Origin of the sequence: Streptomyces caelestis (genome assembly GCF_014205255.1) — a bacterium.
Lineage (GTDB): Bacteria > Actinomycetota > Actinomycetes > Streptomycetales > Streptomycetaceae > Streptomyces > Streptomyces caelestis.
Window position 1 is genome coordinate 6,379,037 of record NZ_JACHNE010000001.1, and the last position, 18,098, is coordinate 6,397,134.

Below are 18,098 nucleotides of genomic sequence, written 5' to 3' on the forward strand. Positions count from 1 at the left end.
TAATGGATGCGGCTACGCGGTCCGAGGAGGGAGCCACCGATGATTCTGCTCCGTCGCCTGCTGGGTGACGTGCTGCGTCGGCAGCGCCAGCGCCAGGGCCGTACTCTGCGCGAAGTCTCCTCGTCCGCCCGAGTCTCACTCGGCTATCTCTCCGAGGTGGAGCGGGGGCAGAAGGAGGCTTCCTCCGAGCTGCTCTCCGCCATCTGCGACGCGCTGGACGTACGGATGTCCGAGCTCATGCGGGAAGTGAGCGACGAACTCGCCCTTGCCGAGCTGGCCCAGTCCGCTGCGGCCACCCCCAGCGAACCTGTGCCCACGCCGGTTCGCCCGATGCTGGGTTCTGTTTCGGTGACCGGTGTGCCACCGGAACGGGTGACCATCAAGGCGCCCGCCGAAGCGGTGGACGTCGTCGCCGCGTGACGCTTCGCGCGTGCGTGGCATGAACGAGCGGCGCTGACCAGGCGCCGAGACTGCTGAGGCCCCGGCCGGGGTTCTCCGGGAGATCCGGAGGGGTGTCGGTCGGGGTTTTCGCTTGCTTGCAAACTGTCGGGTGGGGTTGTGTCCGATTTGCTTGCGTTTGCCCGTAGGGCGTGTGGCGGTCATCGTTGAGGGGATGGGGGCAGTCAATGGAGGTGCGGATGTACGTCGTGAAGAGCCCGCTGTCCGACGCGAGCCTGAAGACCGTGTCCGAGGCGCTGCAGGGCGCCCTCGTGGACCTCGTGGACCTCGCCCTCGTGGCCAAGCAGATTCACTGGAACGTGGTGGGGCCGCGTTTCCGTTCCGTGCATCTCCAGCTCGACGAGGTCGTCGACACCGCGCGGAAGCACTCCGACACCGTGGCCGAGCGCGCCGCGGCGCTCGGGATCCCGCCCGACGGGCGTGCCGCGACGGTCGCCGTCGGCAGCGGGATCGGCGTGACCCCGGAGGGGTGGGTCGACGACACGACCGCCGTGGGGGCGCTCGTCGAGGCGCTGGGCGCGGTGATCGTGCGGATGCGGGAGCGGGTCGAGGCGACCGGTGAGCCGGATCCGGTGAGCCAGGACATCTTCATCGGGATCACGGCGGACCTGGAGAAGCATCACTGGATGTTCCAGGCCGAGAACGGGTGACCGAAGCGGGTGCGGCAGCGGGCGACGGGCCGGCCGGAGGGCTCGCCGCTCGGGGCTTCGCGGCTCGCGGTTTCGCAGCCCGGCGGGGGTGCGCGGTGCGCCTGTGTGCCGATGGTGCGCCCTGTCCGCCGGCCCGAGCGGCCGCATAGCGTCGGGCTGGAGGTGGCGGCCATGGCGGGGATAGGGCGCTGGGGGGCCCGTGGAGCTGTGCTGGGGCTGGGAGCGCTGTGGTGGTGGGCGGTGCTGCGGCTGGCGGTCGCGCCCGGGGCCGGGGCGCTGGAGGCGGCGGTCGCGGCCGGGGGGTGGGGGCTGAGTGTCCTGCCGGTGCATTGCGTGCCGAAGGAGCGGGCGAGCGGGGCGGTTGCTGCGGGGCGGTGGCGGAGGGTGTGGGGGCGGGGGGTCGGGGTGTGGTGTCGCGGCGGGGATGACTTCGGGGGTTCTTGCTCGGGCCGGCGGGTGTGCCTCACCAGGGCATCGCAACACCGCCGTTCGGGCGGATGATCTGGCCCGTCGTGAAGGCCGAGGCATCGGACGCCAGGTGCAGGACCGCGTGGGCGATGTCCTGCGGGGCGCCGACCCTGCCCAGGGGTGACATGCGGGCCATCACGGCCTCGGTATGGGCCTGGGCCTCGCTGTCGTGGCGGTCGGTCATGGGCGTACGGATCCAGCCCGGAGCGACCGCGTTGACGCGGATGCCGTGCCGGCCGACCTCGGTCGCGAGGGTCTTGGTCAGCTGGACCACCGCCGCCTTGGCCGCGCCGTAGCAGAGCAGGCCGGGGCCGCCGGTGTCGACGGCGCCCGAGGCCATGGTGACGATGCTGCCGCCGGTGCCCCGGGCGATCATCAGGCGGGCCGCCTCCTGGCAGGCGTACAGCACTCCCTTGAAGTTGACGTCGAGCACCCGGTCGAGGTCCTCGTCCAGGGTCTCCAGAACCGGGCTGCTGTGCATGATCCCGGCGATCGCGGCCAGGACGTCCAGGCGCTCGCAGGAGGTCATGGCCTGCCTCAGCCGGGTGCGGTCCCTGACGTCGAGGCCGTGGGTGTGGGCGGTGCCGCCGCCGTCCTTGATCAGGGTCGCCGTCTCGTGCAGGCCCTCGGGGTCACGGTCCGCGCAGTGCACGGTGGCGCCCGCCTCGCCGAGCAGGAGCGCCGAGGCACGGCCGATGCCGCTCGCGGCGCCGGTGACGAACGCGGTGCGGCCGGTGAGGTCGTACGCCGTGACGGGCATACAGGGACCGTACGAGTGTTTCTGACGGGTCGTCAATTGGTGCGGCTTCGCCGGGTCGGGGAAGCGGCAGGGGCGGGGCCCGGCTGGCAGGTGGGGCACCAGTACGTCGGGCGTTCGCGGGAGCCGTCGCCCTGGTCGGCGACGCGGACGCAGGTGTGGCAGCGCAGGCAGGGGCGGGGAGCCCGGCCGTACACGAAAAGGTCCTGGCCGCGGCGGCCCGTCGTACGGCGGATCGGGCGGTCGCGGTTGGTCTCCAGCAGCTTCTTGGCGAGCGAGGGCAGCTTGGCGGCGCGCTCGGCGGGCAGGTCGCCGACGGGGAGCCAGGGGGTGACGCCGAGCAGGAAGCACAGCTCGCTCTTGTAGACATTGCCGATACCGGCGAGGTTGCGCTGGTCGAGCAGGGCCTCGCCGAGGGGGCGGGCCGGATCCTGGAGGAGATTGGCGAGGGCCCGGTCGGGGTCCCAGTCCGGGCCCAGGAGGTCGGGGCCGAGATGGCCGACCGCGCGGGGCTCGTCGGTGGTGCGCAGGAGTTCCAGGACGGGGAGGCGGTAGCCGACGGCGGTGTGGTCGGCGTTGCCGAGGATCGCGCGGATCTGGTGGCCGGGGCCGCCGCTCCAGCGCCGGCCGTTCTCGTACACCTTCCAGGAGCCGTCCATGCGCAGGTGGGAGTGCAGGGTGAGGCCGCCCTCGACGCGGGCCAGGAGGTGTTTGCCGCGCGAGGTGACGTCGAGGACCGTGCGGCCCGTCAGGTCGGCCGTGGCGAACCGGGGGACCCGGAGGTCGCTGCGGGTCAGCACTTTGCCCGCGAGGGCGGTGTGCAGCCGTCTCGCGGTCTGCCAGACCGTGTCACCTTCGGGCATGGGTCAAGGGTGGCACGGGCGTGGGGCTGGTGGTCGGCCGCAGGCGGTGTGGTGGTCAGGCGCGCAGGCGGAGGCCTCGGGGAGTCGCGATGAAGCCCGCTCCTTCCAGGAGAGTGCCGATGGGGGAGGTCAGGGCCTGGGCGCCGTTGACGCGCTCCACCGTGACCGTGCCGAGGGAGCCCGCTCGGGCGGCTGTGGCGAGTGCCTCGGTGGCGGTGTGGAGGCGGGGGTCGTCGGCGGGGTGGCTGTCCGCGTCGGTGGCCCAGGCCAGCAGGGTCTTGCCGCCTCGCTCCATGTAGAGCGTCAGCTCACCGTCGACGAGCACCACCAGGGAGCCCGCCTTGCGGCCCGGCTTGTGCCCGGCGCCGGTCGGGGGCTCGGGCCAGGCCAGGGCGGCGCCGTACGCGTTCGCCGGATCGGCGGCGGCGAGGACGACGGCTCGAGAGGCGGGGTCCGGGCGGCTGCTGCGGCCCGGGAACGCGGGACGGTACGGTGCGCCTCCGCCGTTCTGCCAGGGCGGGGTGCCCTGTGGGGCGTGATCCCGGGGTGAGACGTACTCGTCCCGGGACGGCTGGGGGGCCGGGGCGACGGAGACGGGGCCGAGGCCGGGGAATCCGTCGGGGCCGGGGTCGTCGGGGTGGTCGCTGGACGGGAGCGAGTCGTCCTGTCCGGCGAAGTCATGGGCGGGGAACGGGTCGAGGTCGGGGCCCGGAGGGGGGCCGGGCAGGTCCTCGCCGCGGTCACGGGCGTTGGACACCGCGCGCAGGCGGTCCACGGCACCGTCCATCGCGAACTGCGCGGCGCCGAGCCCCTCGACGACATAGCCGCGGCGGGCCTGGCCGCTGTCCTCGAAGGCGGACAGGACGCGGTACGTCGCCGAGAACCCGCCCTCGACGCCTTCCGCCGAGACCGCGCCCCTGGTCACCACGCCGTGCCGGTCGAGGAGGGTGCGGGCGAGGGCGTGGGCCCGCACCGTGGGGTCCGGCTCGTGGGCCGGGAGCAGGGACCAGCGGCCTGCGACCGTCGGTGGGCCGGAGCGGGAGGCGGCGGGGCGGGCCGCGGCCGTCAGGGAGCCGTAGCGGCCGCGCGGGACCGTGCGCTTGGCGCGGTGGGCCGTGGAACCGGCGGTGCGGCCCGAGCCGAGCAGGGAGCGCATGGGAGCGAGCGTGTCGTTGGTCAGACGTCCGGACCAGGCCAGGTCCCAGAGGACGTCGGCCAGTTGGGGGTCGGTGGCGTCGGGGTGGGTGGTGGCGCGGACCTGGTCGGCGATCTGGCGGAAGAACAGGCCGTAGCCGCCGGAGAGGGCGTCCAGGACGGACTGGTGGAGAGCGGTCAGCTCCAAGGGGTGCGGGGGCGGCAGGAGCAGGGGGGCCGCGTCCGCCAGGTAGAGGGAGACCCAGCCGTCCTTGCCGGGGAGAGAGCCCGCCCCGGCCCAGACCACCTCTCCGGCGGCGGTGAGCTCGTCCAGCATGGCCGGGTTGTAGTTCGCGACCCGGGAGGGCAGGACCAGCTTCTCCAGGGCGGAGGCGGGCACGGACGCGCCCTGCAGCTGCTCGATGGCGCGCACCAGGCCGTCGATGCCGCGCAGGGAGTGACCCTTGCCGATGTGCTGCCACTGGGGAAGGAACTGCGCGAGCGCGGCCGGCGGTACCGGCTCCAGCTCATGGCGCAGGGCGGCCAGGGAGCGGCGGCGCAGGCGGCGCAGCACGGCCGCGTCGCACCACTCCTGGCCGATCCCGGCCGGATGGAACTCGCCCTGGACGATCCGGCCCGCCGCGGCCAGCCGCTGGAGGGCGCCCTCGGTGACGGCCACACCCAGGCCGAAGCGGGCCGCCGCCGTGGTCGAGGTGAACGGGCCGTGGGTGCGGGCGAAGCGCGTGATGAGGTCGCCGAGCGGGTCCTTGACGGGCTCCATGAAGGCTTCCGGGACGCCGACCGGCAGGGCGGTGCCCAGTGCGTCGCGCAGCCGGCCCGCGTCCTCGATCGCCGCCCAGTGGTCGCTGCCCGCGATCCGGACCCGGATGGCGCGGCGGGCGCCGGCCAGTTCCTGAGCCCATTGCGGTTCGGCGCCCCGCTCGGCCAGTTCCGCGTCCGTGAGCGGGCCGAGGAGGCGGAGGATGTCCGCGACGCCTTCGGCGTCCTTGACGCGGCGGTCCTCGGTGAGCCACTGAAGCTCGCGCTCCAGCTCCGTCAGCACCTCCGCGTCGAGCAGTTCCCGCAGCTCCGCCTGGCCCAGCAGCTCGGCCAGCAGCCGTGAGTCCAGCGACAGGGCCGCGGCGCGGCGCTCGGCGAGCGGTGAGTCCCCCTCGTACAGGAACTGGGCGACGTAGCCGAAGAGGAGCGAGCGCGCGAAGGGGGACGGCTCGGGAGTGGTGACCTCGACGAGGCGCACCTTGCGGGACTCCAGGTCGCCCATCAGCTCGACGAGTCCGGGGAGGTCGAAAACGTCCTGGAGGCACTCGCGGACCGCTTCCAGGACGATCGGGAACGAGCCGAACTCGCTCGCCACCTGCAGCAGCTGGGAGGCGCGCTGGCGCTGCTGCCACAGCGGCGTGCGCTTGCCCGGGTTGCGGCGCGGCAGCAGCAGCGCGCGGGCGGCGCACTCGCGGAACCGGGACGCGAACAGGGCCGAGCTGCCCACCTGGTCGGTGACGACCTGGTCGACCTCGCCCTTGTCGAAGACCACGTCCGCCGCGCCGACCGGTGCCTGCTCGGCGTCGTACTCCCGGCCCATCTTGACCGGCTCCTGGTCGAGCAGGTCCAGGCCCATGAGGTCGGCGTCCGGCAGGCGCAGCACGATGCCGTCGTCGGCGTGCATGACCTGCGCGTCCATGCCGTACCGTTCGGAGAGCTTCGCGCCGAGCGCGAGGGCCCAGGGGGCGTGCACCTGGGCGCCGAAGGGGGAGTGCACGACCACGCGCCAGTCGCCGAGCTCGTCGCGGAAGCGCTCCACGACGATCGTCCGGTCGTCCGGGACGTGTCCGCAGGCCTCGCGCTGCTCGTCCAGGTACGAGAGCACGTTGTCCGCCGCCCAGGCGTCCAGCCCCGCGGCGAGGAGGCGGAGCCGGGCGTCGTCCTTGGACAGCGAGCCGACCTCGCGCAGGAACGCGCCCACCGCCCGGCCCAGTTCCAGCGGGCGGCCCAGCTGGTCGCCCTTCCAGAAGGGCAGCCGGCCCGGTACGCCCGGGGCCGGGGAGACCAGGACGCGGTCGCGGGTGATGTCCTCGATGCGCCAGGAACTCGTGCCGAGCGTGAAGACGTCGCCGACGCGGGACTCGTAGACCATCTCCTCGTCGAGTTCGCCGACCCGGCCGCCGCCCTTCTTGGGGTCGGCGCCCGCGAGGAAGACGCCGAAGAGACCGCGGTCGGGGATCGTGCCCCCGGAGGTGACGGCGAGGCGCTGTGCGCCGGGGCGGCCCGTGATCTCGCCGGTGACGCGGTCCCACACCACGCGCGGGCGCAGCTCGGCGAAGGCGTCGGACGGGTAGCGGCCGGCCAGCATGTCGAGGACCGCCGTGAAGGCGGACTCGGGGAGCGAGGCGAAGGGGGCGGCCCGTCGGACGGCGGCGAGGAGGTCGTCGAACTGCCAGGTGTCCATGGCCGTCATGGCGACGATCTGCTGGGCCAGGACGTCCAACGGGTTGGCGGGGACCTTGAGGGACTCGATGGCGCCGGTCCGCATGCGTTCGGTGACCACCGCCGCCTGGACCAGGTCACCGCGGTACTTGGGGAAGACCACGCCGGTGGAGACCGCTCCCACCTGGTGGCCCGCCCGGCCCACGCGTTGCAGCCCGGAGGCCACCGAGGGGGGTGATTCGACCTGGACCACCAGGTCGACCGCGCCCATGTCGATGCCCAGTTCGAGACTGGACGTGGCCACGACCGCGGGGAGGCGGCCCGCCTTGAGGTCCTCCTCGACCAGGGCACGCTGCTCCTTGGACACCGAGCCGTGGTGGGCGCGGGCGATGACCTGTGGCGCGCCCTGGGCGGCCCCCGAGCCGCCCATGAGCTCGGCGGGGGAGTGGTGCTCGTCGAGGGTCTCGCCCGTGGCTCGCTCGTACGCGATCTCGTTCAGGCGGTTGCACAGGCGCTCCGCGAGGCGGCGGGAGTTCGCGAAGACGATCGTGGAGCGGTGGGACTGGACGAGGTCGGCGATCCGCTCCTCCACATGCGGCCAGATCGACGGGCGCTCGGCACCCTCCGAGCCGTCCGCCACCGGGGAGCCGCCCAGCTCGCCCAGGTCCTCGACCGGGACGACCACGGACAGGTCGAACTCCTTGCCCGACTCGGGCTGGACGATCTCCACCTTGCGGCGGGGCGAGAGGAAACGGGCCACCTCGTCGACCGGGCGGACCGTCGCGGAGAGACCGATGCGGCGGGCGGGCTTCGGAAGGAGGTCGTCCAGCCGCTCCAGGGAGAGCGCGAGGTGGGCGCCGCGCTTGGTGCCCGCGACCGCGTGCACCTCGTCGAGGATCACCGTTTCCACGCCGGTCAGCGCCTCGCGCGTGGCCGAGGTCAGCATGAGGAACAGTGATTCGGGGGTGGTGATCAGGATGTCCGGCGGGCGGGTGGACAGGGCGCGGCGCTCGGCGGCGGGGGTGTCGCCCGAGCGGATGCCCACCTTGACCTCGGGCTCGGGCAGACCCATCCGTACGGACTCCTGGCGGATGCCGGTCAGGGGGCTGCGGAGGTTGCGCTCGACGTCCACGGCCAGGGCCTTCAGGGGGGAGATGTACAGGACCCGGCAGCGCTTCCTGGGGTCGGCGGGATGAGGCGTCGAGGCGAGCTGGTCCAGGGCGGCGAGGAAGGCGGCCAGGGTCTTGCCGGAACCGGTGGGGGCGACGACCAGTACGTCCGAGCCCTGGTGAATGGCCTGCCATGCGCCAGCCTGGGCGGTGGTGGGCGCGGAGAAGGCGCCCGTGAACCAGGCGCGGGTCGCGGGGGAGAAGGTGTCCAGGGCTCGGTGTGTGTTGCTGGCCATGCGTCCATCGTGCACCTCGCCACTGACAACGGGTGTCTGCGCCGGTCGGGCCGGGGTGCCTGCTCGCCGGTGGTGGGTGCGGGTACGTGGGGCTTGCCGCCGTGCGTTCGGAGCGCCGGACAATGGGCGGATGAGTGAGCGTGCGCGGCATTGGCAGTACGACGAGCTGCCCGGGGTGGATCTGCTGCGGGCCCGGTATGTGCGGAAGACGTTCGTGCGGCACACGCACGAGAACTTCGTGATCGCGGCCATCGCCGACGGGGTGGAGGTGTTTCACCACGGTGGGGGCGATCAGTACGCGGGGGCCGGGGCTCTCGCGCTGGTGAATCCGGATACTCCGCACACCGGGCGGGCCGGTGTGCCCGAGGGGTGGCGGTACGGGGCCGTGTATCCGTCCGTCGATGTGGTGGCGGAGATCGCGGCCGAGACCACGGCGCTGCGGGGGACACCGGGGTTCATCAGCCCGGTAGTGGATGATCCGTATGCCGCCGGGCTGGTGCATCAGGTGCTGCGGGCCGCCGACGAGGGCAATGCGTTGGCCGCGGACACGCTGCTGCGGGTCGCCGTGACCAGGTTGCTGCGGCTGAACGGTGGACCCGTGCCGCGGCGGGAGGTGCGGACGGCCGGGGCCCGGATCGCCGCACGCGCGCGTGCGGTGCTGGAGGAGCAGATGGCGCGGCCGCCGAGCCTGGAGCGGTTGGCGGCTGAGCTCGGGACCAGTCCGTTCGCGTTGCTACGGGCCTTTCGGGGTGCCTACGGGATGCCGCCGCACACGTGGCTCACGGATGCGCGGGTACGGCGGGCGCGGCGGCTGTTGGACCTGGGGACGGCGCCCTCGGAGGTCGCCGTCGCCGTTGGGTTCACCGATCAGCCGCATCTCAACCGGCACTTCAGCCGGATGGTCGGGGTGCCTCCGGGGGCCTACCAGCGGGAGCGCAAGAACGTACAAGACCTGCGGTAGCGGCTCCTCGTAGCGTGCGGGGCGTGACAGAACGGACAGCTTTCAGAGATACAGAGACCGGTGGAAAGGCGGACCGTGCGGTCGTGCGGGACGCCCTGGGCGTCGGGGTGGCCGTCGGGCTCTCCGGGTTCGCCTTCGGGGTGACGTCGGCCGGCAGCGGACTCACGCTGATGCAGACGTGCGCGCTCAGTCTGCTGGTGTTCACGGGGGCGTCCCAGTTCGCCCTGGTGGGAGCCCTCGCGGCCGGTGGCGGCCCGTTCACGGCGGCTGCCGGGGCCTTCTTCCTGGGCGTGCGGAACGCCTTCTACGGCCTGCGTCTGTCGCAGTTGCTGGCCCTCCCGCGCGCGGTGCGGCCGTTCGCCGCCCAGTGGGTGATCGACGAGACGGCCGCCGTCGCCCTGGCGCAGCCCACGCGGCGCGCGGCGCGGATCGGGTTCTTTGTGACCGGGCTGAGCCTGTACGTGCTGTGGAACCTCACCACGCTGCTCGGTGCCCTGGGCGCCGGAGCCATCGGGGACACCGGCGCGTGGGGGCTGGACGCCGCGGGGCCCGCGGTGTTCCTGGCGCTGCTCGCGCCCATGCTGAAGACCGGCACCGAGCGGGCCGTCGCCGGGCTCGCCGTGCTGCTGGGGCTCGGGCTGCTGCCCGTGCTGCCCGCCGGTGTGCCGGTGCTGATGGCCGCGCTGGCCGCGCCGGTCGTGCTCTGGGCGGACGGCCGGCGCAAGGGACGGGGGATTGAAGGGTGAACGTCTGGATCGCGATCGGTGTGACCGTCCTCGGGTGCTACGCCGTCAAGCTGGCCGGGCTGCTGGTGCCCGCCGGGGCTCTTGAGCGGCCCGTGGTGAAGCGCCTTGCCGCGTTGCTGCCCGTGGCTCTGCTGGCGGCCCTCACGGCCGAGCAGACCTTCGCCGACGGGCAGGTGCTGGTCCTGGACGCGCGGGCCGCCGGGCTCGGAGCCGCGGCGGTGGCGCTGGTGCTGCGCGCCCCGTTCCTGCTCGTCGTCGCGGCGGCCGTGCTGGTGACCGCGGGCGTGCGGGCCATGGGCGTGGGGTGATCAGCCGACGGGGCGACCGTGGGACCGGAGCGTGCGCAGGGCCTCGACCGTCACCACGGGGCGGGCCTCCAGGGCGGGCGCCGGGGCCCACTGACGCCATCGGACGGGCCAGCCGCCGTCCTCCTGCTGCTGGGCCGCGAGGTGGTCCAGGGCGCGCGCCATCTCGTCGTCGGTGAACCACGCGCGCGCGAGCGACTGCGGGGTCCTCGCGTAGTCGTACGGGAAGTGGTGCTCCCCCGGGGCGTAGCCGGGGGAGACCGGATACGTGCCCAGGTCGTCGGGATCCCGGACCGCGAGGCGGTGTGCGCGTACGAGGCGGCCCAGGCGGTCGGCGGCCGCCTCCGCGCGCGGGCGGTCCGGGGCGGAGTCGAGGAACGCCACGGCGGCCTCGATCTCGTACGGGTGGGACTCCTCCAGGGACTCGACCGCCTGCCAGCAGAAGTCCGTGGCCCGGAACAGCCAGGCGTGCCACACCTCGTTGCGGTGCAGCAGCCCCACCACCGGCCCGGTGGCCAGGAGAGCGCTGGGCGGGTCGTCCACGACCGGCACGAAGGGGGCCGTCGGGTAGCCGTGCTGGCTCGGGTGGATCGCCGGGAGGGCGCCGTCCGCCGTGGAGACGGACGTCAGGTAGCGGCACATGCGTTCCACGCGCTGTCCGGCGCAGCGTCCCACGGCGTCCAGGACGCGCAGGGCGTGGGCGGTGTGCAGCGGCTGGCTGACCGGGCCGCGCAGATCGGGCTCCAGCGCGTGGCCGTACCCGCCGTCCTCGTTGCGGTAGGCGTCCAGGGCGGTCTCCACCGGGTCGGCGGCGCCGCCCCGGAAGTGGTGGGCGAAGAGGTGCTGCTCGAGCACGCGCGCGGTGAGCCAGACGAAGCGTTCCGCGCGTGCCACGGGGGTGTGCGGCGGGGGCGACGGGGGGAGTGGGGGAGCTCCTGTTTCGGCCATGGGTCAGACGGTAGGGCGGAATACGGTGCCGGCAGGCGGTCCCGGCTCAGGCCCACCCCCACGGGCGGGATACTGGAGTCATGCGGTTGACGGTCTTCTGGCAGCGGATGGCGGAGCACTTCGGTCCGGGCTACGCCGACACCTTCGCGCGCGACCACGTGATGTCGGACCTCGGCGGGCGCACCGTGCAGGAGGCCCTCGACGCCGGCTGGGACGCCAAGGAGGTCTGGCAGGTGGTGTGCGCGGTGATGGACGTGCCGAGGGAGAAGCGTTGACCCGTCGTGGAGACCGCTGACCGGCGGCCCACGAAGATCGCAGGCGGGCAGACGGCTGTCGGTGCCGTGGGCGAGACTTGGTGCGTGGCACGCACTGACGAGACCGGGCAGGAAGCCCAGCAGTCCTCCCCGTTCGGCACGACACCGCCTGCCCCGCCCCCCGTCGGCGGGGCCGCAGGACCGAACGGCCGTATGCCGCGCTGGCTGCCGCGCGCCCTGGTGCTCGCACTCGCCCTCGTCGCCGTCTTCCAGCTGGGCAGTTGGGCCTTCCACCAGCTCACCGGCCTGCTGATCAACATCCTCATCGCGTTCTTCCTGGCGCTCGCCATCGAACCGGCGGTGAGCTGGATGGCCTCGCGCGGCATGCGCAGGGGACTGGCCACGTTCGTCGTCTTCATCGGTGTGATCATCGTGGCGGCGGGCTTCGTCACACTGCTCGGTTCCATTCTGGCGGACCAGATCATCAAGATGATCGAGGGCTTCCCGGACTACCTCGACTCCGTCATCAACTGGATCAACACGCACTTCAAGACCGACCTGAAGCGCGTGGACATCCAGGAGGGCCTGCTCCGCTCCGACTGGCTGCGCAACTACGTGCAGAACAGCGCCACGGGCGTCCTGGACGTGTCCGCCCAGGTCATCGGGGGTCTCTTCCAGCTGCTGACGATCGCGCTGTTCTCGTTCTACTTCGCCGCGGACGGTCCGCGACTGCGCCGCACGATCTGCTCCCTCCTGCCGCCCGCACGGCAGGCCGAGGTGCTGCGCGCGTGGGAGATCGCCGTGAACAAGACCGGCGGCTACATCTACTCGCGCGGTCTGATGGCACTCATCTCCGGCATGGCCCACTTCGTCCTGTTGCAGGGCCTGGACGTGCCCTACGCGCCCGTGCTCGCCGTGTGGGTGGGCCTGGTGTCGCAGTTCATCCCCACCATCGGCACGTATCTCGCGGGCGCGCTGCCCATGCTGATCGCGTTCACGGTCAACCCCTGGTACGCGCTGTGGGTGCTGATCTTCGTGGTGATCTACCAGCAGTTCGAGAACTACGTGCTCCAGCCGAAGCTGACGGCCAGGACCGTCGACATCCACCCCGCGGTCGCCTTCGGCTCGGTCATCGCGGGCACCGCGCTCCTGGGCGCCGTCGGCGCGCTGATCGCCATCCCCGCCATCGCCACGCTCCAGGCCTTCCTGGGGGCGTACGTGAAGCGGTACGCCGTCACGGACGACCCCCGGGTGCACGGCCATCACCGACGCGGGGAGGGGCCGAGCCTCGTCACGCGCGCGAGGCAGCTGTGGGCCGGGCGGGCAGGGGCGGAGCGGCCCGGAAGCGGTCGGCCCGAGGGCGGGGGCTCCGGGAAGAGCCCGGACTGAGTCGCCGCGCCCTGTCGCGGAGGTGCCGCGTGGTGTCGCTTGACACGAAAATCGAACATCCATTCTTATGGAGTCTCCGGCGAAGCTCAGCGGTGGGCATTTCGACATACTTTGGGTGGAGAAATGCCCGAGTTATCCACAGGCCGGACGTGCGTCGGGGCGCATTGTCAGTGGCAGGCGTTAGCGTCTTTGACGTGAAGCGATCGACTCAAGCAAATCGGGTGGAACCCATGGCAGGAACCGACCGCGAGAAGGCCCTGGATGCCGCTCTCGCACAGATTGAACGGCAATTCGGCAAGGGCGCGGTCATGCGCATGGGCGACCGGACCAAGGAGCCCATCGAGGTCATCCCGACCGGGTCCACCGCCCTCGACGTGGCCCTCGGCGTGGGCGGCCTGCCCCGCGGCCGTGTCGTGGAGATCTACGGACCGGAGTCCTCCGGTAAGACCACCCTGACCCTGCACGCGGTGGCGAACGCGCAGAAGGCCGGCGGGCAGGTCGCCTTCGTCGACGCGGAGCACGCACTCGACCCCGAGTACGCGAAGAAGCTCGGCGTCGACATCGACAACCTCATCCTGTCCCAGCCGGACAACGGCGAGCAGGCCCTGGAGATCGTGGACATGCTGGTCCGCTCCGGTGCCCTCGACCTCATCGTCATCGACTCCGTCGCGGCGCTCGTCCCGCGCGCGGAGATCGAGGGCGAGATGGGCGACAGCCACGTGGGTCTCCAGGCCCGCCTGATGAGCCAGGCCCTGCGCAAGATCACCAGCGCGCTCAACCAGTCCAAGACCACCGCGATCTTCATCAACCAGCTCCGCGAGAAGATCGGCGTGATGTTCGGCTCCCCGGAGACCACGACCGGTGGCCGGGCGCTGAAGTTCTACGCCTCGGTGCGCATCGACATCCGCCGCATCGAGACCCTGAAGGACGGCACGGAGGCGGTCGGCAACCGCACCCGCTGCAAGGTCGTCAAGAACAAGGTCGCGCCGCCCTTCAAGCAGGCCGAGTTCGACATCCTCTACGGCCATGGCATCAGCCGCGAGGGCGGCCTGATCGACATGGGCGTGGAGCACGGCTTCGTCCGCAAGGCCGGCGCCTGGTACACGTACGAGGGCGACCAGCTCGGCCAGGGCAAGGAGAACGCGCGCAACTTCCTGAAGGACAACCCCGACCTGGCCAACGAGATCGAGAAGAGGATCAAGGAGAAGCTGGGCGTCGGCGTACGCCCCGAGGAGCCGGCCGCCGAGCCGGGCACGGACGCGGCGGTCTCCCCGGCACCGGCCGACGCCCCGGCGGCGGTCCCCGCCCCGGCAGTGGCCAAGCCCGCCAAGTCCAAGGCCGCCGCAGCCAAGAGCTGACCCGTGACACGACGAACCGACTGGGCGGAGTACGAGTACACCGCCTCCGGTGCCTCACGGGGGAGGGGCACCGGAGAGGAGACGGGCTCGGCCGTGGACGGGGCGGACGCGCACGGGGACGACCGGTTGTACGGGGGCGACCGACTGCACGAGGACGGCGGGCCGTACGGGGATACCTCCCGGGGCAGTGGCTCATCCGGCACCGGCTCAGCTGACAGAGGCTCACGCGGAGGCGGCTCGTCCAGGGACGGCTCACGTGACGGTGGGTCGCCCGGCGGACGTCGACGCGGGCGTCGTCGGCGTGGCTTCGGCGCGGCGGCGGATGCCGAGGACGGAGGGTCCCTCTCCTCGTCGAGGGCCGAGCAGGGGGAGCCTCCGGGGGACCCGGTCGAGCAGGCGCGGGCGATCTGCCTGCGCCTGCTCACCGGGACCCCGCGGACCCGCAAGCAACTCGCCGACGCCCTGCGCAAGCGGCAGATCCCGGACGACGCCGCCGAGGAGGTGCTGTCGCGGTTCGAAGAGGTCGGCCTCATCAACGACAGCGCCTTCGCGGACGCCTGGGTGGAGTCCCGGCACCACGGCCGAGGGCTGGCGCGGCGTGCGCTCGCCCGAGAGCTGCGGACCAAGGGCGTCGACTCCACGCTGATCGACGAGGCCGTCTCCCAGCTCGACTCCGAGCAGGAGGAGGCGACCGCGCGGGAACTCGTCGCGCGGAAACTCCGCTCCACTCGTGGGCTCGACCGGGACAAGCGACTCCGCCGCCTCGCGGGCATGCTCGCCCGCAAGGGCTACTCCGAGGGCATGGCCCTGCGTGTGGTCCGGCAGGCGCTGGAGGAGGAGGGCGAGGACACGGAGTTTCTCGGGGACGAGCAGTTCTGAGCGAACCGCGTGGTCACACCACCGGAAGCCTCGCCGCCCGCCAAGCCTGGAACCCGCCGACCAGATCGGTGGCCCGGTGCAGTCCCAGCTGGTGCAGGGACTGGACGGCCAGGCTGGAGGCGTACCCCTCGTTGCAGATCACGACGACGCGCAGGCAGTGGCTCGTTGCCTCCGGGAGACGGTGGCTGCCCTGCGGGTCGAGGCGCCACTCCAGCTCGTTGCGCTCGACGACGAGGGTGTCGGGGATCAGGCCGTCCCGTTCGCGCAGGGCCGCGTAGCGGATGTCCACCAGCAGCGCGTCACCGGCCCGGGCGGCCTCGTACGCCTCCTGCGGCTCGATCCGCTGGTAACCGGCACGTACGCGCTCCAGCAACGCGTCGATACCGACGGGACGTTGGACACCGACCCCGCTGCTGTGGCTGCTGCCGTCGCTCACCCGCTCGTGCGTCGCGCTCACTGCCAGTCCTCCGGTCGCTCCACCTGCTCGAGGCGCAGGATCGGCCCGCTGCGGCTGTAGCGGCGGATCTGCGGCAGGGGCGGGTAGTAGGCGTGGACGGAGATCGCGTGGGCGTCGGGGGATTCGTTGAGCACCTCGTGGACGTGGTGACGGCCGAAGGCACGGCCCTGGCCGGACGGCAGCCGGCGTTCGCGGTCGACACCGTCGGTGAGTTCCAGGGTCTTCCAGCCGTCGGTGGGCAGCCGCGCGGCGAGCGAGTACTCCTTGAGCTCGCCCGACGCGGTCAGGAAGGCGCCGACGGAGTCGGCGTGGTCGTGCCAGCCGGTGCCCGTGCCGGGCGGCCAGCCGATCAGCCAGGCCTCACTGCCGCCGGGCCCGTCCAGCCGCACCCAGGTGCGGCCTTCCGGGTCGAGCGGCAGCGAGGCGATCAGCTCGGTGTCGGTGGCCGTACGCCGCACGAAGTCCAAGAGGTCGGCCTGAGTGGGCGCCGAAACGGCGGAGGTGACAGCAGAGGAGCCGGAAGAGGAGACAGCGGGGGATGCGGAAGGGGATACAGACACGGGTGCCGTCCTGGAGGTCTGATGCGAGTTCGCGAATCAGGCGCGTCGGCCGCGGCAGACAGAGCGCGGCGCGCGCACAGAGGAAGAGGGGGATGCGAAGTCAGCAGGACGGGCGACACACGCAGCCCGCATAGCGGACGAGGTCCATATGGACTCTCCGCCACAGGCGCACACAGGTGTCGGTCACGCACCGGAGTACACCATGACCGCCCGGGCCGGTCAACTCACTGTCACCATGCGGACGCACGGTGACAGTGAGCGCGTCACCCGAGGTCGACCGTCAGCGAGCGATGTCGACCGTCCAGCGAGAGCCGGCCGGCGCACCGGCTTCGGCCTGCGCCTTCGCCGGTCCGCCCACCGCGGCCTCCGCCGCCGCGTACAGGTCGTCCGGGCGCACTCCGCTCAGCGCGGTGACGAGGTGCCCGTCGGGGCGCACCAGGAGCACCGTGTGCGCGGCAGCGCCCGGATAGCTCTCGGCGACCAGCAGCTCGGCGGGGTGCGGCAGTGCCGCGACCGCGGCCGCGAGCCGGGGCATGACGCCGGCGCCGACCCAGTGCTTGCGCTCCCACACGCCCGTGCCCGGCGCGATCAGCACCACCAGCAGCGCGCCGCGGCCGAGCCGGTCCCGCAGCCGTACGAAGGTGCCGTCCTCCGCGGTGACCCGTACGTCGCTGACCGGCGCTCCGGGTGATGTGTCGACGGGGGTCTCACCTTCGAGGTGTCCGGGCGCGAGGGGCGAGTCGGCGTACGCCCCCGGCGCGCCGAGCTGGCCGTGCCCCAAGTGACCGTCCGTGAGGAGCGCGTCGTGGCCCCGGGACGAGCCGGGGACGTAGGAGCGCAGGCCTGCGCCGCCGCGCAGCAGCGGCAGTGCCTGGTCGGCGGCGCGCAACCGGGCGGCGACGACCGCCCGGCGCTCGGTCTGGTAGCTGTCGAGGAGCGCCTCGTGCGGCCCGTGGTGCCAGGCCAGGGCCAGTTTCCAGGCGAGGTTGTCGGCGTCCCTCAGGCCCTCGTCCAGCCCGTGCGTGCCCAGCGCGCCGAGCAGATGTGCCGCGTCCCCGGCGAGGAAGACGCGGTCGGCGCGCCAGCGGCGGGCCAGACGGTGGTGGACCGTGTGGACGCCGGTGTCCAGCAGCTCGTACGGCGGGGTCGTGCCGCCCGCCCAGCCGGCCAGGGTCTCCCGGATGCGGGTCAGCAGCAGTTCGGGGGTGACCAGGTCCTTGCCGGGCGGCAGGAGCCAGTCCAGACGCCAGACGCCGTCCGGCAGCGGGCGCGCGGTGACCTCGCCGGCCGAGGGGCCCGACATGCGCCACGGCGGCATGCGGTGCAGCAACGCCTCGTCGTGCCAGGGCATTTCCGTACGCAGCGCGGCAACGGCGTGACGTTCCACCGCCGTACGGCCCGGGAAGCGGATGTCCTGGAGCTTGCGCACGGTCGAGCGGGGACCGTCGCAGCCGACCAGGTAACTGCCGCGCCACCAGGTGCCTTTGGGGCCGCGGGTGTGGGCCGTGACGCCCGAGGACTCCTGCTCGATGCCGTCGACGCGGCTGTCCACCGCGACTTTGACGAGCCGTTCGCCGGAAAGGGCCGCGCGCAGGGCGTCGGTCAGCACGTGCTGGGCGATGTGCAGGGGAGCGGGCTCGGTGCCGTCGAAAACGATCTCGCGCATCACCTGTTTGCGCCGCATCGACCGCCATCCGGCCCAGTGGGAGCCGGCCTGTGACAGTGGCACGCCGGTCAGCCGTTCCATGAGGGCGGCGGTGTCCTCGCGCAGGACGACGGTGCGCGCCGCACGGGGTTCGTCCTTGCCCGGCCCCTCGTCGAGAACGACGCACGGCACCTCCTGACGCGCCAGCGCCAGGGCGAGCGTGAGCCCGACGGGCCCCGCTCCGACGATGATCACCGGGTCCACGGCGCGGCGCCCCCTGCCCGTGATGTTGTCCTGAGAGACGTAGGTGAACAGGAGCTTGGAGCAGGGTGCACGATCACAGAACGTATGCAACCCATTGCCGGTGCTTGCGTCAAGTGACCAGGGGCAGTGGCGATCATGCCACTGCCCCTGAGTG

At 72.6% G+C, this 18,098-nt stretch carries 18 protein-coding genes; 10 read left to right on the forward strand and 8 right to left on the reverse strand.

The window, feature by feature from the left end:
* Window positions 1-39: 39 nt before the first annotated feature.
* The 3 genes from HDA41_RS29300 (at window position 40) to HDA41_RS41650 (ending at window position 1,610) form a co-directional block, all read left to right on the forward strand.
* A complete protein-coding gene (locus tag HDA41_RS29300; protein ID WP_003993396.1) occupies window positions 40-420 on the forward strand; it encodes a helix-turn-helix domain-containing protein in 381 nt (126 codons plus the stop codon).
* 218 nt (window positions 421-638) lie between these two features.
* Window positions 639-1,109 carry a Dps family protein gene (locus HDA41_RS29305; protein ID WP_184989070.1) on the forward strand — a complete coding sequence of 157 codons (471 nt, stop codon included), beginning with the start codon at window positions 639-641 and terminating at the stop codon, window positions 1,107-1,109.
* Between the two features lie 171 nt (window positions 1,110-1,280).
* Window positions 1,281-1,610: a hypothetical protein gene (locus HDA41_RS41650; RefSeq protein WP_230299660.1), complete on the forward strand. Its 330-nt coding sequence runs from the start codon at window positions 1,281-1,283 to the stop codon at window positions 1,608-1,610.
* On the opposite strand, the gene HDA41_RS29310 is transcribed toward HDA41_RS41650, so the two are convergent.
* From HDA41_RS29310 to HDA41_RS29320, 3 genes are read right to left on the reverse strand one after another with little or no spacing between them, the layout of a single operon-like run.
* Window positions 1,573-2,337, reverse strand: a complete 765-nt coding sequence (locus tag HDA41_RS29310; RefSeq protein ID WP_184989073.1) for an SDR family NAD(P)-dependent oxidoreductase — start codon at window positions 2,335-2,337, stop codon at window positions 1,573-1,575. The two genes, HDA41_RS41650 and HDA41_RS29310, sit on opposite strands and share 38 nt — an antisense overlap.
* Before the next feature lie 32 nt (window positions 2,338-2,369).
* Window positions 2,370-3,197, reverse strand: coding sequence for an Fpg/Nei family DNA glycosylase (locus HDA41_RS29315; RefSeq protein WP_184989076.1), 828 nt, complete (start codon window positions 3,195-3,197; stop codon window positions 2,370-2,372).
* A 55-nt stretch (window positions 3,198-3,252) separates the two neighbouring features.
* The gene (locus HDA41_RS29320) at window positions 3,253-8,178 is read right to left on the reverse strand and encodes an ATP-dependent helicase (RefSeq protein WP_184989079.1); all 4,926 of its coding nucleotides are present in this window, start codon (window positions 8,176-8,178) and stop codon (window positions 3,253-3,255) included.
* 130 nt (window positions 8,179-8,308) lie between these two features.
* Between HDA41_RS29320 and HDA41_RS29325 the strand changes: the two genes are divergently transcribed.
* From HDA41_RS29325 to HDA41_RS29335, 3 genes are read left to right on the forward strand one after another with little or no spacing between them, the layout of a single operon-like run.
* Window positions 8,309-9,139, forward strand: a complete 831-nt coding sequence (locus HDA41_RS29325) for an AraC family transcriptional regulator (RefSeq protein WP_184989082.1) — start codon at window positions 8,309-8,311, stop codon at window positions 9,137-9,139.
* Between the two features lie 23 nt (window positions 9,140-9,162).
* Window positions 9,163-9,885 (forward strand): AzlC family ABC transporter permease, encoded by a 723-nt coding sequence (locus HDA41_RS29330; RefSeq protein ID WP_184989085.1) that lies wholly within the window; start codon window positions 9,163-9,165, stop codon window positions 9,883-9,885.
* Window positions 9,882-10,193 (forward strand): AzlD domain-containing protein, encoded by a 312-nt coding sequence (locus tag HDA41_RS29335; RefSeq protein ID WP_184989088.1) that lies wholly within the window; start codon window positions 9,882-9,884, stop codon window positions 10,191-10,193. Before HDA41_RS29330 ends, HDA41_RS29335 begins: the two co-directional genes overlap by 4 nt.
* Here the strand turns inward: HDA41_RS29335 and HDA41_RS29340 are convergent, their stop codons facing one another.
* Window positions 10,194-11,138, reverse strand: coding sequence for a prenyltransferase/squalene oxidase repeat-containing protein (locus tag HDA41_RS29340; RefSeq protein ID WP_184989091.1), 945 nt, complete (start codon window positions 11,136-11,138; stop codon window positions 10,194-10,196). It lies immediately after the preceding gene.
* 80 nt (window positions 11,139-11,218) lie between these two features.
* Here HDA41_RS29340 and HDA41_RS29345 point away from each other — a divergent pair, with 80 nt between their 5' ends.
* The 4 genes from HDA41_RS29345 (at window position 11,219) to recX (ending at window position 15,018) form a co-directional block, all read left to right on the forward strand.
* Complete coding sequence (locus HDA41_RS29345) at window positions 11,219-11,413, forward strand: DUF3046 domain-containing protein (protein ID WP_184989094.1); 195 nt, start codon at window positions 11,219-11,221, stop codon at window positions 11,411-11,413.
* A gap of 84 nt (window positions 11,414-11,497) precedes the next feature.
* A complete protein-coding gene (locus tag HDA41_RS29350; protein WP_184989097.1) occupies window positions 11,498-12,781 on the forward strand; it encodes an AI-2E family transporter in 1,284 nt (427 codons plus the stop codon).
* A 230-nt stretch (window positions 12,782-13,011) separates the two neighbouring features.
* The gene (gene recA / locus HDA41_RS29355; RefSeq protein ID WP_184989100.1) at window positions 13,012-14,139 is read left to right on the forward strand and encodes a recombinase RecA; all 1,128 of its coding nucleotides are present in this window, start codon (window positions 13,012-13,014) and stop codon (window positions 14,137-14,139) included.
* A gap of 3 nt (window positions 14,140-14,142) precedes the next feature.
* Complete coding sequence (gene recX, locus HDA41_RS29360) at window positions 14,143-15,018, forward strand: recombination regulator RecX (RefSeq protein ID WP_184989102.1); 876 nt, start codon at window positions 14,143-14,145, stop codon at window positions 15,016-15,018.
* A 13-nt stretch (window positions 15,019-15,031) separates the two neighbouring features.
* Here the strand turns inward: recX and HDA41_RS29365 are convergent, their stop codons facing one another.
* From HDA41_RS29365 to HDA41_RS29375, 4 genes are all read right to left on the reverse strand, one after another.
* Window positions 15,032-15,454, reverse strand: a complete 423-nt coding sequence (locus HDA41_RS29365; RefSeq protein ID WP_184993821.1) for a rhodanese-like domain-containing protein — start codon at window positions 15,452-15,454, stop codon at window positions 15,032-15,034.
* Between the two features lie 17 nt (window positions 15,455-15,471).
* A complete protein-coding gene (locus HDA41_RS29370; RefSeq protein ID WP_184989105.1) occupies window positions 15,472-16,035 on the reverse strand; it encodes a cupin domain-containing protein in 564 nt (187 codons plus the stop codon).
* A gap of 100 nt (window positions 16,036-16,135) precedes the next feature.
* Window positions 16,136-16,282, reverse strand: coding sequence for a putative leader peptide (locus tag HDA41_RS42790; RefSeq protein WP_373453349.1), 147 nt, complete (start codon window positions 16,280-16,282; stop codon window positions 16,136-16,138).
* A gap of 33 nt (window positions 16,283-16,315) precedes the next feature.
* Entirely contained in the window at window positions 16,316-17,944 is a 1,629-nt protein-coding gene (locus HDA41_RS29375) for an FAD-dependent monooxygenase (protein ID WP_184989108.1), read from the reverse strand.
* Between the last annotated feature and the right edge of the window lie 154 nt (window positions 17,945-18,098).

What these genes read in the sequence shown, in the direction of transcription:
- HDA41_RS29320 (WP_184989079.1), bottom strand. Translation starts at nt 8,178, where the DNA reads ATGGCCAGCAACACACACCGAGCCCTGGACACCTTCTCCCCCGCGACC.
- HDA41_RS29315 (WP_184989076.1), bottom strand. Translation starts at nt 3,197, where the DNA reads ATGCCCGAAGGTGACACGGTCTGGCAGACCGCGAGACGGCTGCACACC.
- recA (WP_184989100.1), top strand. Translation starts at nt 13,012, where the DNA reads ATGGCAGGAACCGACCGCGAGAAGGCCCTGGATGCCGCTCTCGCACAG.
- HDA41_RS29305 (WP_184989070.1), top strand. Translation starts at nt 639, where the DNA reads ATGTACGTCGTGAAGAGCCCGCTGTCCGACGCGAGCCTGAAGACCGTG.
- HDA41_RS29325 (WP_184989082.1), top strand. Translation starts at nt 8,309, where the DNA reads ATGAGTGAGCGTGCGCGGCATTGGCAGTACGACGAGCTGCCCGGGGTG.
- HDA41_RS29300 (WP_003993396.1), top strand. Translation starts at nt 40, where the DNA reads ATGATTCTGCTCCGTCGCCTGCTGGGTGACGTGCTGCGTCGGCAGCGC.
- HDA41_RS29345 (WP_184989094.1), top strand. Translation starts at nt 11,219, where the DNA reads ATGCGGTTGACGGTCTTCTGGCAGCGGATGGCGGAGCACTTCGGTCCG.
- HDA41_RS41650 (WP_230299660.1), top strand. Translation starts at nt 1,281, where the DNA reads ATGGCGGGGATAGGGCGCTGGGGGGCCCGTGGAGCTGTGCTGGGGCTG.
- HDA41_RS29310 (WP_184989073.1), bottom strand. Translation starts at nt 2,337, where the DNA reads ATGCCCGTCACGGCGTACGACCTCACCGGCCGCACCGCGTTCGTCACC.
- HDA41_RS29340 (WP_184989091.1), bottom strand. Translation starts at nt 11,138, where the DNA reads ATGGCCGAAACAGGAGCTCCCCCACTCCCCCCGTCGCCCCCGCCGCAC.